We start from the raw sequence: 15,575 nt of genomic DNA on the forward strand, positions 1-15,575 counted from the left end.
CCACTGCCCACCGGCGAGGTAAAGTTATCAGACGACAATAGCAAAATCGAAAACATCAACACCGCCGACACCGGAAGCACATCCGGCATTTCCATTCAGCAGCGGAAATATGAAGTAGAAAGTTACGGCATCAAAAGAGAAGAAAAAGCATTCATCTTCCAAACACCCGGCGGCGCGCAATACGCCCTTTCATCCTACGCCGACCCCATAACCGTCAGCTACTCCTCCCCCGATTTCAAAATTCCCGACCGCCACGCAGGGCAGCGGCTTGCCGACGGCAGCCGCATCTTTATCTGTTGCAGCGAATCCGGGGCTACTTCGTATGCGGAAATCACCAAACAAGATTATATGAAATTCGGGGCGTGGATAGGTCCCAACGGCGAAATCGACCTCTTCACCGGCGGCTTCCCCGTCGGCAAAACGCCGAAACCGGCATACTCCTGGAGCGACGACACGCCCGAAACCGCCGGCAAGGGCAAAATCACTTATCAGGTTTGGGGCATCCGCGTCAGAAATGGGCAATTTGTTACTTCCTCTTATACGCCACCAAAAAGCGGTTATTGGGGTCCACCTACCAACACCCCCGTCCTTTCCTTTATCACCGCCAATTTCAACAGCAACAAACTGGCAGGCAAAATCCTCGGCAACAGCGATTACGGGCCGGATGTGGAAATTAAAGAAGCAACGATTAACGGTCTGACCTTTTCCGGCACTGCCACATCCGGCGGGCAAACCGGCAACTTGGACGGCAAGTTTTTTGGCAAGTTCGACAGTAGTTACAGCAGCGACACCAGTATAGGCGGCAAAATCACCTTTGACGGCGACCGCTCCCTCGATACCGTATTCGGCGGTGTGAGTTATGAGAAACAACTTGAAGACACAACCAATCAAGATACCGAACATCTCAAAAAACAATAACCCATACGCTTTTAAAAAGGTTTTCTTATGCCCATTCCCTTCAAACCCGTATTGGCTGCCGCCGCCATCGCCCAAGCGTTTCCCGCCTTTGCAGCAGACCCCGCGCCGCAGTCCGCCCAAACGCTGAACGAAATCACCGTTACCGGCACGCACAAAACCCAAAAACTCGGCGAAGAAAAAATCCGCCGCAAAACCTTAGACAAGCTCTTGGTCAACGACGAACACGACCTGGTGCGCTACGACCCCGGCATTTCCGTCGTCGAAGGCGGCAGGGCGGGTTCTAACGGCTTTACCATACGCGGCGTGGACAAAGACCGCGTCGCCATCAACGTTGACGGGCTGGCGCAGGCGGAAAGCCGCTCTTCCGAAGCCTTCCAAGAATTGTTCGGCGCGTACGGCAACTTCAACGCCAACCGCAACACTTCCGAGCCGGAAAACTTTTCCGAAGTTACCATCACCAAAGGCGCGGACTCGCTCAAATCCGGCAGCGGCGCATTGGGCGGCGCAGTCAATTACCAAACCAAATCCGCAAGCGATTATGTTTCCGAAGACAAGCCCTACCATTTGGGGATAAAGGGCGGCAGCGTCGGCAAAAACAGCCAAAGATTCAGCAGCATCACCGCCTCCGGCAGGCTCTTTGGTTTGGATGCCTTATTGGTTTATACCCGCCGCTTCGGCAAAGAAACCAAAAACCGCTCGACCGAGGGCGATGTCAAAATTAAAAACGCCGGATATATCTATAACCCGACCGATGTATCCGGACCCAGCAAATGGCTGGATTACGTAGCCACAGGGGTTGCACGCTCCCAACCCGACCCGCAAGAGTGGGTAAACAAAAGCACCTTGTTCAAGCTGGGCTACAATTTCAACGACCGCAACCGCATTGGCTGGATTTTTGAAGACTCCCGCACCGACCGTTTTACCAACGAGCTGTCTAATTTGTGGACGGGTACGACCACATCTCCCGCAACGGGCGACTACCGCCACCGCCAAGACGTGAGCTACCGCCGCCGCTCCGGCGTCGAATACAAAAACGAATTGGAACACGGCCCGTGGGACAGCCTCAAGCTGCGCTACGACAAGCAGCGCATCGATATGAACACTTGGACTTGGGACATCCCGAAAAATTACGATACAAACGGCATCAACGGCGAGGTTTACCATTCGTTCCGGCATATCCGCCAAAACACCGCGCAATGGACTGCCGATTTTGAAAAACAACTCGACTTTTCCAAAGCCGTTTGGGCGGCGCAATACGGCTTGGGCGGCGGCAGAGGGGACAATGCCAACTCGGATTACAGTTATTTCGCAAAACTGTACGCCCCCAAAATCCTCGCTTCCAACCAAGCCAAAATCACGATGCTGATCGAAAACCGGTCGAAATATAAATTTGCCTATTGGAACAATGCGTTTCACTTGGGCGGCAACGACCGCTTCCGCCTGAATGCGGGCATACGCTACGACAAAAACAGCAGCAGCGCGAAAGACGATCCGAAATACACCACCGCCATCCGAGGGCAGATTCCCCATTTGGGTTCGGAACGCGCGCACGCCGGCTTCAGCTACGGCACGGGGTTCGACTGGCGGTTTACCAAGCATCTGCACTTGTTGGCAAAATACAGCACCGGCTTCCGCGCACCGACTTCGGACGAAACCTGGCTGCTGTTCCCACACCCCGATTTCTACCTGAAAGCCAACCCCAAACTGAAAGCGGAAAAAGCCAAAAACTGGGAATTGGGTCTGGCGGGCAGCGGCAAAGCAGGCAACTTCAAGCTCTCGGGCTTCAAAACCAAATACCGCGACTTTATCGAATTGACGTATATGGGCGTTTCGTCAGACGACCCTAACAAACCCACCTACGCCCCGCTTTCAGACAACACGGCATTGGTCAGCTCGCCCGTTTGGCAAAACCAAAACCGCTCCTCAGCATGGGTAAAAGGTTTGGAATTTAACGGTACATGGAATCTCGACAGTATCGGTTTGCCCAAAGGGCTGCACACCGGCCTCAACGTCAGCTACATCAAGGGCAAGGCAACGCAAAACAACGGCAAAGAAACGCCCATCAACGCGCTTTCGCCGTGGACGGCGGTTTACAGCCTGGGCTATGACGCGCCTTCCAAACGCTGGGGCATCAACGCCTACGCCACGCGCACCGCCGCCAAAAAGCCGTCCGACACCGTCCACAGCAACGACGACTTGAACAACCCGTGGCCTTATGCCAAACACAGCAAGGCCTATATGCTGTTCGACCTTTCCGCCTACCTCAACATCGGCAAACAGGTTACGCTCCGCGCCGCCGCGTACAACATTACCAACAAGCAGTACTACACTTGGGAATCTTTACGCAGCATCCGCGAGTTCGGCACGGTCAACCGCGTTGACAACAAAACCCACGCCGGCATCCAACGCTTTACCTCGCCGGGCAGGAGCTACAATTTCACCATCGAAGCGAAGTTCTAAGCTCCTGATGTGCCAATGCCGTCTGAAACCCGATGATTTGGGTTTCAGACGGCATTTTTTACGGTCGCACCGCCGCCCCCTTTCAGGCTTGTACCAAGCCCAATCCCGCAACTCTCCGTCATTCCCACGGAAGTGGGAATCTAGAAACGCAAAGCTGCAAGAATTTATCGGAAATGACTGAAACTCAACGAACCTGGATTCCCGCCTGCGCGGGAATGACGAAGCCATCCGCACGGAAACCTGCACCACGTCATTCCCACGAAAGTGGGAATCTAGTTCGCTGAGTTTCAGTTATTTAGAATAAATTTTGAAACTTTAATCCTGTCATTCCAGCGAAAGCGGGAATCTAGGACGTAACATCTAAAGAAACCGTTTTCCCGATAAGTTTCCATGCCGACAGGGCTGGATTCCCGCCTGCGCGGGAATGACGGCGGAGCGGTTTCTGTTTTTTCCGATAAATTCCTAAAACTTAAAATTTCATCATTCCCACAAGAACAGAAAACCAAAAACAGAAACCCAAAATTCGTCATTCCCACGAAAGTGGGAATCAATTTCGTTGAGTTTCAGTTATTTAGAATAAATTTTGAAACTTTAATCCCGTCATTCCCGCGAAAGTGGGAATCCGGAACGTAAAATCTAAAGAAACCGTTTTCCCGATAAGTTTCCGTGCCGACGAGGCTGGATTCCCGCCTGCGCGGGAATAACGATATTTCAGTTTTCTGTTTTTGATTTTTTGTTTTTACAGAAATGACGGTCTTTTCATATCGAAAAAAGTTGCCGTACCGCGCCGATAATTTCCGCCTGCGCGGAATGAAGATTCAAGCGTTGCCCGAAATTCAAAAAACCAAAACCGAACGAATCGGATTTCCGTTTTTATGGGATAACGGAATGTTCAGCCGGACACCGCCACGGTGCTTTCGATCCGTTTATTTTCCGATACAAAACCTCGAAAAAATCACGCCGAGCAAATCATCTGCGGTAAATTCCCCCGTGATTTCGCCGCACGCGACCTGCGCCAGCCGCAAGTGTTCGGCAAACAGCTCGATTTGATGGTTGCCGCACAATGCCGCCAGCGACAATTCTTCCTGCGCCGCTTTGAGTGCGTTGACGTGCCGCGTCCGCGCCAAAAACAGCCCTTCACTTTCGCCCTGCCAACCGGCCTCGCGCAACAGCGTCCGTTTCAGCGCGTCCAAGCCGTCGCCAGTTTTCGCCGACAGCGCGATGACGGTTTCCGCGCCCGTACCGAACCCGCCTGCCGCGTGTGCATGCAAATCGGATTTGCTGTGGATTTCGATGCGTTTCAACTCCGGCGGCAGCGCGTCCAAAATCGCCCGTGTCTTGTCGTTCACGCCTTCGCGCGGATCGACCAACACCAGCGCGACATCGGCTTCGGATACGGCTTTGCGGCTGCGTTCGATGCCGATGCGTTCGACCACGTCGTCCGTCTCGCGCAAACCTGCCGTATCGACAATATGCACCGGAACGCCGTCAATCAGGATACGTTCCCTGACCGCGTCGCGCGTCGTACCCGCAATATCGGTAACAATCGCCACTTCGTCGCCCGCCAGCGCGTTCAACAGGCTGGATTTGCCGACATTCGGCGCGCCGACCAATACGACATTCAGACCTTCGCGCAAAATCGCGCCCTGCTGCGCGTTGGCAAGCACATCATCCACGGCGCGGCGCAAGCCGTCCAGTTTGCCGCGTACGTCCGCCGCTTCGAGAAAATCAATGTCTTCCTCGGGAAAATCCAGCGTCGCTTCGACCAGCATCCGTAAGGTAATCAAGTCTTCGACCAGACCGTGTATCCGCCGCGAAAAATCGCCCTTGAGCGAGCGCAACGCCAGACGCGCCGCCGAACGGCTGGATGCGTCAATCAAATCCGCCACGCCTTCCGCCTGTGCCAAGTCCAGTTTGTCGTTTAAAAACGCACGTTTGGTAAACTCGCCCGGCTCGGCAAGGCGCGCACCCAGTTCCAAACAGCGGTTCAGCAGCATATCCATCACCACCGGCCCGCCGTGCCCCTGAAGTTCGATGACATCTTCGCCCGTAAAACTTGCCGGTGCGGCAAAAAACAGCAAAAGCCCGCTGTCGATTGCCTGTCCGTCCACGTCCGTAAAATCAGCATAAGTTGCCACGCGTGGCTTGGGCGTTTTCCCGCACAAAGCCTGCGCCATCGGCAGCAGGTTTTTCCCCGATATGCGTATCACGCCCACGCCGCCGCGCCCTGGTGCAGTAGCGACTGCCGCAATCGTTGGAACGTTATCCGACATAAAACCCCCGAAAATTCAAAACAGCCGCGATTATAGCAAATGCCGTCTGAAACCCGATGATTTAGGTTTCAGACGGCATTTTTTACCGATTAACGGGCATACCGGATACGGAATAAGGTTTTAATTCAGCTTACCCGTATCAAAGCCTCAGTCTTTCGGCGTAATGATGTGCACATCGCGCTGCGGGAAGGGTATATTGATTTGTGCTGCACGCAGGTTTTCAACCACCTGTTCGTTCAAACCGAAGCGGAACGCGCCCAAATCGGCCTCGTTCGTCCACGCCCAAAGCGTAATCTCAATAGCGCTGTCGCCCAAATTGGTAATGTGTACTGCCGCTTCCCTGCCGGGTGTCTGCACATATAAAGGATGCTCGGTGGCGGCCCTCAAAACAGCTGCCTTAGCCGCCTTCAAATCACAAGCATAATCTACACCCACTACCACGTGTACGCGGCACAGCGGATTAGAGGAACGGTTGATGATGCTGTTGCTCATGACAATACTGTTGGGCAGGATGACTTCTTCATTGTCCAGCGTGTTCAGAGCGGTCTGNACCATTTTGATTTCGCTCACGGTACCTTCGAAACCGTTGACTTTGATGAAATCACCAACCTTAAACGGACGAAACAGGATAATCAGCGCACCGGCGGCAAAGTTCGACAGTTGGTCTTTCAGCGACAAAGCCACCGCCAAGCCCGCGCCGCCGATTAATGCGGTAACCGACGTGGTCGGAATGCCCAACTTGCCCAACGCGGCAATAATAATCAGGATTAACAGGCCGATATTGGCTACGTTGCCTAGAAAGCTGACGAGCGTCCTATCTACTTTGGCGCGGGTCAGCGCGGCTTTCATCAAAATAACGAGGCGGGAGGCTATCCATCTGCCGACAAAGAAAATCGCCAGCGCGGCAACGAGGTTGGTACCGAATGCCATGCCGGTTTCGGCAAAACGTTCCCAGCCGACAAATGAAGAGAGGTTCTCAAGATTAAAATTCATGATTTTTTTATGGTTAAAGGATGGTTGGAAATTTGGATATTATTCGGTTTGCGGCAAGTCTGTCCATATTTCAGACGACCTTAAAACCGCGCACCTGGGCCGTATTGAATCCATGAAGGAAACTGCACCCGTAATTGTAGCCTGTCGGCAGGAAGAATAAAGGTCGTCTGAAAAACTCTGTAACGGGTTTTTCAGACGACCTTGGATGGGTTTGGGGTTTCAAACACCGCGTGCGTACGTACCGCACACACCCTACACCCGATGCCCAGTTTCAGTAGGTCGGATTCTCGAATCCGACGGCTATTTGAGATGGCAGCGGCTTTAGTCGGATACAAGTATCCGACCTACGGCCGCCTTTCTGATATTTTAATAACTATTTTCTTTGATTTAATAGATTAACTATATCTTGCCTAGCAATATAAATCGATGTTTTATCAGAAGTAGATTTCAATAGAATCTTGTGTTCAGCCAAATGTTCTAAATATTTCCTCGCTGTATTATCCGTAATTCCTAAGAAATTTTTAACTTCTTTTGCAGTAAATACCTTACCCGGGTTTTTGATAGCCCTCTTTAATAAAATAATTTCTTTAGAATTCAGTCTATTATATACAGATGTTTTCGATAACCACGTTAATGTCTCTGTAAACTCTTTATGTTTCCTATCGAGAAATTTAAATAACTCTTCAATTGCTTTTTTTATTGTACACAATTGATGTTCAATAAAATAAGTTAAATCATTATCATCCGTCTCAGTAAATAAATAGGCCTTTGCATATTTAGCAGGAGCTGATTTTAAAAGTTTACTAATAGAAATATACTCAAATTCATTATAATTATTTTTCATTACAAACCAATAGAACAATGCTCTTGCAGTCCTACCATTCCCATCAAAAAAAGGATGTTCATAACCCACCATAAAATGCAAGATAATTGCTTTAATTATAGGATGAATAAATTCTTTTTCAATATGTTCATAATTAGCAAAGTCACATAGCTTTTGTAATCTTTCTCTCAACTCATGATGTGAGGGAGGTAAATGTAGAACTTCATTGTAATAATTACTAACATAAACATCATCTTTATTTCTTAACGTTCCAGGAGATATTTTTTTATCATCTATCCCCTGCGTTGCAGTCAAATGAAAATTCAAAATTAAATCAATATCTAATTTACAATCTTTTTTTTCAATTACCTGTTTCATTAAAAGGTAATTATTCAAGATCATTTTCTCATCATTACTTTGAGGAGCCCTTTCCTCTTCAAGCATTTGTAAAGCAACAGCTCTAGTAGTAGCAGCACCTTCTAACTGTGAACTGGAAATGGATTCTTCATACTTTAAAGAAGCGGACCAAAATTCATGTTTATTTGCTTTATCCATATAAAAATTTACTAACCTAGCTCTTAACTCATCAATTTGATGGAGTAGTGAGTGGCAATTATTTGGTATGTTAAACTTGAAATCTAATCCAAACTTATCTTTTAAGTTAATACGGCGAGATGTTCCCTGCCTAACCAATTTAAGTTTTAGCCATCTTTTCTCATTAAGGGCAGTATCTTTAGATAACCGCCGCAATTTATCCCAATGAATATAATCCTCATTAAATTCAGGCATATCAACAGACATTACCTCATGGAATTGAGTAATATATTTTTCCATCAACTCATTGATTTTAATAGGTTTTTCAACTTTTCTCATAATTATTATCTCAAGAATTTAATTTTGAGATTAATTCTATATTGAAAGAAAGATAGGGTCAAACAATCTCAATGCGCCTCTTCCCAATTCATCCCCACGCCAACCTCAGCCACCAGCGGCACTTTCAACATCCCTTCGTCCACTTTCGCCATAATCTGCGGCAGTTTTTCTTTGACTAAATCCAATTCGGCTTCGGGGACTTCCAACACCAGTTCGTCATGCACCTGCATGACCAGTTTGCTGCCGATGCCGTCTGAAAGCCAGTTTCGCACGTCTATCATGGCGCGTTTGATGAGGTCGGAGGCGGTGCCCTGCATGGGGGCGTTGATGGCGGCGCGTTCGGCTCCGGCGCGGGCGTTGGCGTTTTTGTTGCGGATGTCGGGCAGGTAGAGGCGGCGGCCGAATAGGGTTTCAACGAAGCCTTGGGCGGCGGCTTGTTCTTTGGTGCGCTGCATATATTCGGCGACGCCGGGGTAGCGGGCGAAGTAGCGGTCGATAAAGTTTTTAGCGGAGATGTTGTCGATGCCCAATGATTTAGCGAGGCCGTATTGGCCCATGCCGTAAATGAGGCCGAAGTTGATGGTTTTGGCGTAGCGGCGTTGTTCGGACGAGACGTTTTCGGGGGCGATACCGAATACTTCGGCGGCGGTGCGGCGGTGTACGTCTTCGCCGTTTTGGAACGCGGCGATGAGGGTTTTGTCGCCGGAGAGGTGCGCCATGATGCGCAGCTCGATTTGGGAATAGTCGGCGGAAACGATGACGCTGCCTTGCGGTGCGGTGAAGGCGCGGCGCACGCGGCGGCCTTCGGCGGTGCGGATGGGGATGTTTTGCAGATTAGGGTTGTTGCTGGCGAGGCGGCCGGTGATGGCGACGGCTTGGGCGTAGGTAGTATGCACGCGGCCGTCTTTGGGGGAAATCATTTCGGGCAGTTTGTCGGTGTAGGTGGATTTGAGTTTCGCCAGGCTGCGGTTTTGTAGGATGATTTTGGGCAGGGGGTAGTCGGGCGCGAGCTGTTCGAGCACAGCTTCGTTGGTAGAAATGCCGCCTTTGGCGGTTTTTTTCAGGCCTTTGGTGGGGATGCCCATTTTGTCGAACAGGATTTCTTGAAGCTGTTTGGGCGAGTTGAGGTTGAACGGCTGGCCTGCGACTGCGTAGGCTTCTTGTTCGAGTTTCATCAGCTCGGTGCCGAGTTCCGCGCTTTGGCGGGCGAGTTCGGCGCGGTCGATTTGCACGCCGTTGCGTTCCATTTCAAACAATACCTGCGCGACGGGCAACTCCATTTTTTCATACATTTCAAGCTGTTTGACATCCATTTGCGCGCGCAGGTGCGCTTCGAGGCGCAGGGCGAAATCGGCGTCTTGGGCGGCGTATTCGGTCGCCTGCCCGATGGCGACATCGGCAAAACTGATTTGCTTCGCGCCTTTACCGCACAACGATTCGTAGGTAATGGTTTCCAAGCCCAGCCAGCGTTCGGACAATTCGTCCAAGCCGTGTCCGAGATGGCTCTCGATGATATAGGAAGCGAGCATGGCGTCGCCGGCGATGCCGTTCAGGGTGATGCCGTAATTGGCGAAAACGTGTTGGTCGTATTTGAGGTTTTGCCCGATTTTTTTCAGGGCGGGGTTTTCCAAATGCGGTTTCAGACGGCCTAATACGTCTTGCAAATCAAGTTGTTCGGGGGCGGCAGTCAGGCTGTGTCCTACGGGGATGTAAACCGCTTCGCCTGCTTGGAACGCAATGCTGATGCCGACCAGCGAGGCCTTCATCGCGTCTAATGACGTGGTTTCCGTATCGATGCCGATTTTGTCCGCCTGCGCCAGTTTGTCCAACAAGGCGGCAAACTGCGCTTCGGTGGTAACGNCTTGATAATCCAGCTTTTCNGGGGCTGGGGCATGTTCTATGATTTTTTCAGACGACGTTTCCATGTCCAACGCCGCCTGTTCGCCTATCGTATCGCTGCCGAACAAATCGCCGTCCGCCGCTTCGTGTATACGGCTTTCCGCTTCTTTCAGCCAAGTGCGGAAGCCCCAGCGTTTGAAATCGACCGCAAGCTGCGACCATTTCGGCGAAGTGCGGCGCAGGCTTTCGAGGCCGTCTGAAAGCTCGGTGTGCAAGTCCACATCGGTTTTAATCGTTACCAAATCATACGAAAGCGGCAGTTGGGGCAGCGCGGCTTGCAGGTTTTCGCCGACCTTGCCCTTGATTTCCGAAGCGTGTTCCATCACACCAGCCAGCGAGCCGTAGGCTTCCAGCCACTTCACCGCCGTTTTCGGGCCGCACTTCTCCACGCCCGGCACATTGTCCACCTTGTCGCCCATCAGCGCGAGATAATCGCGGATTTGGTCGGGGCGCACGCCGAATTTTTCCTTCACGCCTTCAATATCCAGCGTTTCGCCGCTCATCGTGTTCACCAGCGTTACGCGCTCGTTCACCAACTGCGCCATGTCCTTATCGCCGGTAGATACCACCACGTTCCACCCTGCTTCGCTAGCCATCTTAGCCAAAGTGCCGATAACGTCGTCCGCTTCTACCTGCGGAATCACCAATACCGGCCAGCCCATCAGGCGCACCAAATCCGGCAAGGCTTCCGCCTGCGGGCGCAAATCGTCCGGCATCGGCGGGCGCGTCGCCTTATAGTCGGGGAACATCTCGTGGCGGAAATTCTTGCCCTTTGCATCAAACACCACCGCGCAATAATCGTGCACATAATCCGAGCGCAGACGACGCAACATATTCAACACGCCATAAAGCGCACCCGTCGGCGCACTGTCAGGCGCAGTCAACTGCGCCATCGCGTGATAAGCGCGGTAGAGATAAGAAGAGCCGTCAACGAGGAGAAGGGTGTGAATGGTTGCCATGATAGTATCTGCTGATGAGAAAATAAAAATGACCTAATTATAAGGGATAATCAAAATGCCGTCTGAAAGCCCATTTCAGACGGCATTTGAATCTGGCCTGCCTTATCTGCCCAAATATTTTGCCCAATTGAGATACAGCCGGGCAATATTTTCTTCATAGCTGTGGGCAGAAGGAATATAACCGTCTTTAGGCGGCATATATCTGACAAATGATTCCATTTCTTCCGGGTAATCAAAATCTGCATAAATTTTTTCAACTTCCCCCAAAGGATCCTCAAATTCTTCTTTTCTATGGAATAGCTAATTTATGAGGAAGTACAGCCAATTTTTAGGGGAATAATCCCTCATTTCCGAAGCCAAATCTTCCAGAACAGGCTTTAATTCAAGAATATTGGATTTATTAATTAAAGATAGTTTGAACACGCGTTCATCATGATCTGAAAACGTCATTTTTCGGGCATAAGCTACTACATCAGCCCAACCCAAGTATTTACTCTCATATCCCCACAGAATATCCTTCCAAGAAAGGCGGACTTTTTGCGCGGTTAAATCAAGGTTCATTTTTTACTCCGGTTGCCTGCTCCGTGTTCACGCATCAGTTTGCCTGCCCCGTCATTCTGCCCCTTTCGATTGACGCCTGTTACGAAAAGTCTTCCAAATGACGGCTGATTGCCTCTTCAACAGTCGGATACCAATCCATAAATGAAGCCTGCAATTCCTCTAAAACCAACTCATTGAATAAATCATCCAAATTTCTCCAATCCGTTTTTTCATCCGGATGGAGAAAATTTGCCATAACGACAGTTGAATATCCGTTTGACCATATTTATCAGATAACTATCTTCTTTATATAAATCAATCAGCAAAGGCACGATACCTGGCTCATAAAATAATTCTGTCGTATCAGATGTTTCTTTTAACGCGGAAATTATCTCCAACAGTTCATACCCGTATCGGGGATAAGCAAACAAATAGGGGACTGCTTCACGCAAACATGAAAATGCTTCGTAACTTTGCATTTTCCATATATGTTCATCTTTAAAATCACTCAAATACCATTCATCCAATTCACTTTCTGGATCGGATATCAATCGGATAAATTCATTTAGTTCGTCCTTAAACATATCGAATCCTTAAATATAAAATCTCTTGATTATCCGCCATATCCTTATTTTCCACATCATGAATTTCAACACCGCTCATATTTTGCGTTTTCCCAAGTCGTCCGCCACGGCATAAAATTATTTTTTATATCAATTATTTATATATTTAACAACTTACCGCCGGACTTGCTTTGGCTGCGTATCAAGATTGTCCGGTTCGCGGCGGGCGTTTGCTTTGTTTCAAACAGGGCGGCGCGTAAGGGACTTTCAAAGGGCGGCAGGCGGAAAAAGGAAATGAAAATGCCGTCTGAACGGCAAAACGTGCGTTCAGACGGCATTTTGTGCGGGACGCGTCATCGCGCCAAAGCCTTCAAACATTCTTTGACCAATGCCGGACCTTTGTATATCAATCCGCTGTACACCTGGACGGCAGTTGCACCCAAGCGGATTTTCTCTGCCGCATCCTTACCGTTCATGATGCCGCCTACGCCGATAATCGGCAGCTTGCCGTCGATATGGTCTGCCAACAGCTTCAACACCCGATTACTTTTTTCATGAACGGGCAGCCCGCTCAAACCGCCCTGCTCGCCTGCGAGCGGATGGCTGCCGAGGCTTGATTTGTCGATGGTGGTATTGGTAGCGATGATGCCGTCCATTTCGACGGATTTGACGACGCGGGCGATGTCTTCGATTTGTGCTTCATCCAAATCGGGGGCGATTTTGACGGCTAGCGGGATGTATTTCCCGTGTACAGAGGCAAGCTGTGCCTGTTTGTTTTTCAAAGCCTCAAGCAATGCGCTCAACTCGTCGCCACCTTGCAGCGCGCGAAGGTTTTTAGTGTTGGGCGAGGAAATATTGACGGTAATGTAACTTGCGTGCGCGTAGGCTTTTTCGAGGCAGATTAAATAATCATCGGCAGCATTTTCGATAGGTGTTACGGCGTTTTTGCCGATGTTGATGCCCAATACGCCACTGAATTTACTTTTTTCGATGTTGCGTATCATGGTGTCGATACCGTGGTTGTTGAAACCCATGCGGTTAATGATGCCTTGGTGTTCGGGAACGCGAAAGAGGCGCGGCTGCGGGTTGCCGGGCTGCGGTTTGGGCGTTACCGTGCCGATTTCGATGAAACCAAAGCCGAGCGCGACCAAAGCATCTATGTATTCGCCGTTTTTATCGAGCCCTGCGGCAAGTCCGACAGGGTTGGGCAAATCCATGCCCATCAGCCTGACAGATTTGGTAGCCTTGTTGTCGGTTACCGGAATCAGACCGAGCTTATAAACCGTGTTGAGGGCATTGAGTGTGAAATGGTGTGCCTTTTCGGCATCAAGCGCAAATAGGATACGGCGGGCAAATGAATACATAACGGGCTTCCTGCTCCAGATGGAAATGTTGCCATTTTAACCGAAATCACATGCCGGACACGGCATACATATCAAATTTGAACGTTAAAACCGGCACCACCCAAAAATGTACAAATCCGCAAATATTGATATAATAGGCATTAGATAGAAAACTCTATTAAAAGTCGGTACAATACCACCGATTTATTTCCCTTAAACAACCTGCCGCAAGGCATAAAGGAACGACTGAAATGTCAAACATCGAACAACAAGTTAAGAAAATTGTTGCTGAACAACTGGGCGTAAACGAAGCCGACGTGAAAAACGAATCTTCCTTCCAAGACGACTTGGGCGCGGACTCTCTGGACACCGTAGAACTGGTTATGGCTCTGGAAGAAGCCTTCGGTTGCGAAATCCCTGACGAAGATGCTGAAAAAATCACCACAGTCCAACTGGCTATCGACTACATCAACGCCCACAACGGCTAATCGGTCATCGCCCGACACAACAGCCTCTGCTGCACCGTGCAATAGAGGCTTTTCCCTTATATGGCAAACTGCTTAAACTCCGTTTAAATACCTGCCGGGAATTCCAGACGGCATATGTCCGACACCCCCATATGCCGCACCGACAACCAACAGCGAGATTATCATGAGTCAGAGAAGAGTAGTCATTACAGGCTTAGGTCAAGTTTCCCCTGTCGGCAACAGCGTTGCAGAAGCATGGAACAACCTGCTCGCAGGCAAAAGCGGCATCGGCAAGATTACCCGCTTTGACGCATCCGACATCAACAGCCAAATCGCCGGCGAAGTCCGCGATTTCAATATCGGCGATTACATCAGTGCAAAAGAAGCACGCCGCATGGACGTATTTATCCACTACGGCATTGCCGCCGCACTGCAGGCAATTGCCGATTCGGGTTTGGACGATGTAGAAAACCTCGATAAAGACCGTGTCGGCGTAAACATCGGTTCCGGCATCGGCGGACTGCCCAGCATCGAGGCCACAGGCAAAGCCGTAATCGAAGGCGGCGCGCGCAAAATCAATCCTTTCTTCATTCCCGGTTCGCTGATTAACCTGATTTCAGGTCATGTAACCATCCTCAAAGGCTACCGCGGCCCCAGCTACGGCATGGTTTCCGCCTGTACCACCGGTGCCCACTCCATCGGCGACTCCGCCCGACTGATTAAATACGGCGACGCTGACGTAATGATTGCAGGCGGTGCCGAAGGCGCGATCAGCACTTTGGGCGTGGGCGGTTTTGCCGCGATGAAAGCCCTCTCCACCCGCAACGACGATCCCGCCGCCGCTTCCCGTCCGTGGGACAAAGGCCGTGACGGCTTCGTCATCGGCGAAGGCGCGGGCGTATTGGTGTTGGAAGAATTGGAACACGCCAAAAAACGCGGTGCGAAAATCTACGCCGAAATCGTCGGCTTCGGGATGAGTTCCGATGCCTACCACATTACCGCGCCGAACGAAGAAGGCCCTGCGCTCGCCGTTACCCGCGCGCTGAAAGATGCCGGACTGAATCCCGAAGATGTGGATTATGTCAACGCACACGGCACGTCCACCCCCTTGGGCGATGCCAACGAAACCAAAGCCCTCAAACGCGCGTTCGGCGAACACGCTTACAAAACCGTCGTCAGCTCGACCAAATCCATGACCGGCCACCTGCTCGGCGCGGCGGGCGGCGTGGAGGCCGTGTACAGCATTTTGGCGATACATGACGGCAAAGTTCCACCGACCATCAACCTTGTCGAACAAGACATCGAAGCCGGTTGCGATTTGGACTACTGCGCCAACGAAGCGCGCGACGCGGAAATCGACGTTGCCATTTCCAACTCCTTCGGCTTTGGCGGCACCAACGGCACGCTGGTGTTCAAACGCTTCAAAGGCTGATTCCGCACGACTGCTGCCGACATCGAAATGCC

Annotated in this window: 11 protein-coding genes and 1 pseudogene; 4 read left to right on the top strand and 8 right to left on the bottom strand. The window is 50.6% G+C overall.

All coding sequences use genetic code 11. From position 1 onward, the window contains the following. A partial coding sequence (locus tag ACRPFF_RS08445) for a Slam-dependent surface lipoprotein (RefSeq protein ID WP_432674394.1) occupies positions 1-918 on the top strand: 918 nt, incomplete at its 5' end. Between the two features lie 27 nt (positions 919-945). Further along, entirely contained in the window at positions 946-3,378 is a 2,433-nt protein-coding gene (gene hupB / locus ACRPFF_RS08450; RefSeq protein WP_411712857.1) for a haemoglobin-haptoglobin-utilization protein HupB, read from the top strand. Positions 3,379-4,304: 926 nt separating this feature from the next. Here hupB and mnmE read toward each other — a convergent pair. The 8 genes and pseudogenes from mnmE to ACRPFF_RS08490 all read right to left on the bottom strand — a co-directional run bounded on the left by mnmE (position 4,305) and on the right by ACRPFF_RS08490 (position 13,665). Next, complete coding sequence (gene mnmE / locus ACRPFF_RS08455; protein WP_432674395.1) at positions 4,305-5,651, bottom strand: tRNA uridine-5-carboxymethylaminomethyl(34) synthesis GTPase MnmE; 1,347 nt, start codon at positions 5,649-5,651, stop codon at positions 4,305-4,307. Between the two features lie 147 nt (positions 5,652-5,798). Further along, the gene (locus ACRPFF_RS08460; RefSeq protein WP_250314460.1) at positions 5,799-6,644 is read right to left on the bottom strand and encodes a mechanosensitive ion channel family protein; all 846 of its coding nucleotides are present in this window, start codon (positions 6,642-6,644) and stop codon (positions 5,799-5,801) included. 373 nt (positions 6,645-7,017) lie between these two features. Next, the gene (locus ACRPFF_RS08465; protein WP_411712855.1) at positions 7,018-8,340 is read right to left on the bottom strand and encodes a Fic family protein; all 1,323 of its coding nucleotides are present in this window, start codon (positions 8,338-8,340) and stop codon (positions 7,018-7,020) included. Between the two features lie 68 nt (positions 8,341-8,408). Then, positions 8,409-11,198 carry a DNA polymerase I gene (gene polA / locus ACRPFF_RS08470; RefSeq protein ID WP_432674396.1) on the bottom strand — a complete coding sequence of 930 codons (2,790 nt, stop codon included), beginning with the start codon at positions 11,196-11,198 and terminating at the stop codon, positions 8,409-8,411. A 102-nt stretch (positions 11,199-11,300) separates the two neighbouring features. After that, positions 11,301-11,759: pseudogene (locus ACRPFF_RS08475) on the bottom strand (DUF2247 family protein). Between the two features lie 209 nt (positions 11,760-11,968). Then, the gene (locus ACRPFF_RS08480) at positions 11,969-12,322 is read right to left on the bottom strand and encodes a hypothetical protein (RefSeq protein ID WP_003753328.1); all 354 of its coding nucleotides are present in this window, start codon (positions 12,320-12,322) and stop codon (positions 11,969-11,971) included. A 137-nt stretch (positions 12,323-12,459) separates the two neighbouring features. Continuing rightward, entirely contained in the window at positions 12,460-12,639 is a 180-nt protein-coding gene (locus ACRPFF_RS08485; protein ID WP_411712851.1) for a hypothetical protein, read from the bottom strand. A gap of 15 nt (positions 12,640-12,654) precedes the next feature. After that, positions 12,655-13,665, bottom strand: coding sequence for a quinone-dependent dihydroorotate dehydrogenase (locus tag ACRPFF_RS08490; RefSeq protein WP_432674397.1), 1,011 nt, complete (start codon positions 13,663-13,665; stop codon positions 12,655-12,657). A gap of 230 nt (positions 13,666-13,895) precedes the next feature. Here ACRPFF_RS08490 and acpP point away from each other — a divergent pair, with 230 nt between their 5' ends. Together acpP and fabF are read left to right on the top strand one after the other, a co-directional pair. After that, positions 13,896-14,132, top strand: coding sequence for an acyl carrier protein (gene acpP, locus ACRPFF_RS08495; protein ID WP_002215574.1), 237 nt, complete (start codon positions 13,896-13,898; stop codon positions 14,130-14,132). Between the two features lie 163 nt (positions 14,133-14,295). Continuing rightward, positions 14,296-15,543, top strand: a complete 1,248-nt coding sequence (gene fabF / locus ACRPFF_RS08500) for a beta-ketoacyl-ACP synthase II (RefSeq protein WP_411712849.1) — start codon at positions 14,296-14,298, stop codon at positions 15,541-15,543. The last annotated feature ends 32 nt before the right edge of the window (positions 15,544-15,575 follow it).

The sequence above is a fragment of the Neisseria sp. SLRRB23 genome (assembly GCF_050896295.1).
Lineage (GTDB): Bacteria > Pseudomonadota > Gammaproteobacteria > Burkholderiales > Neisseriaceae > Neisseria.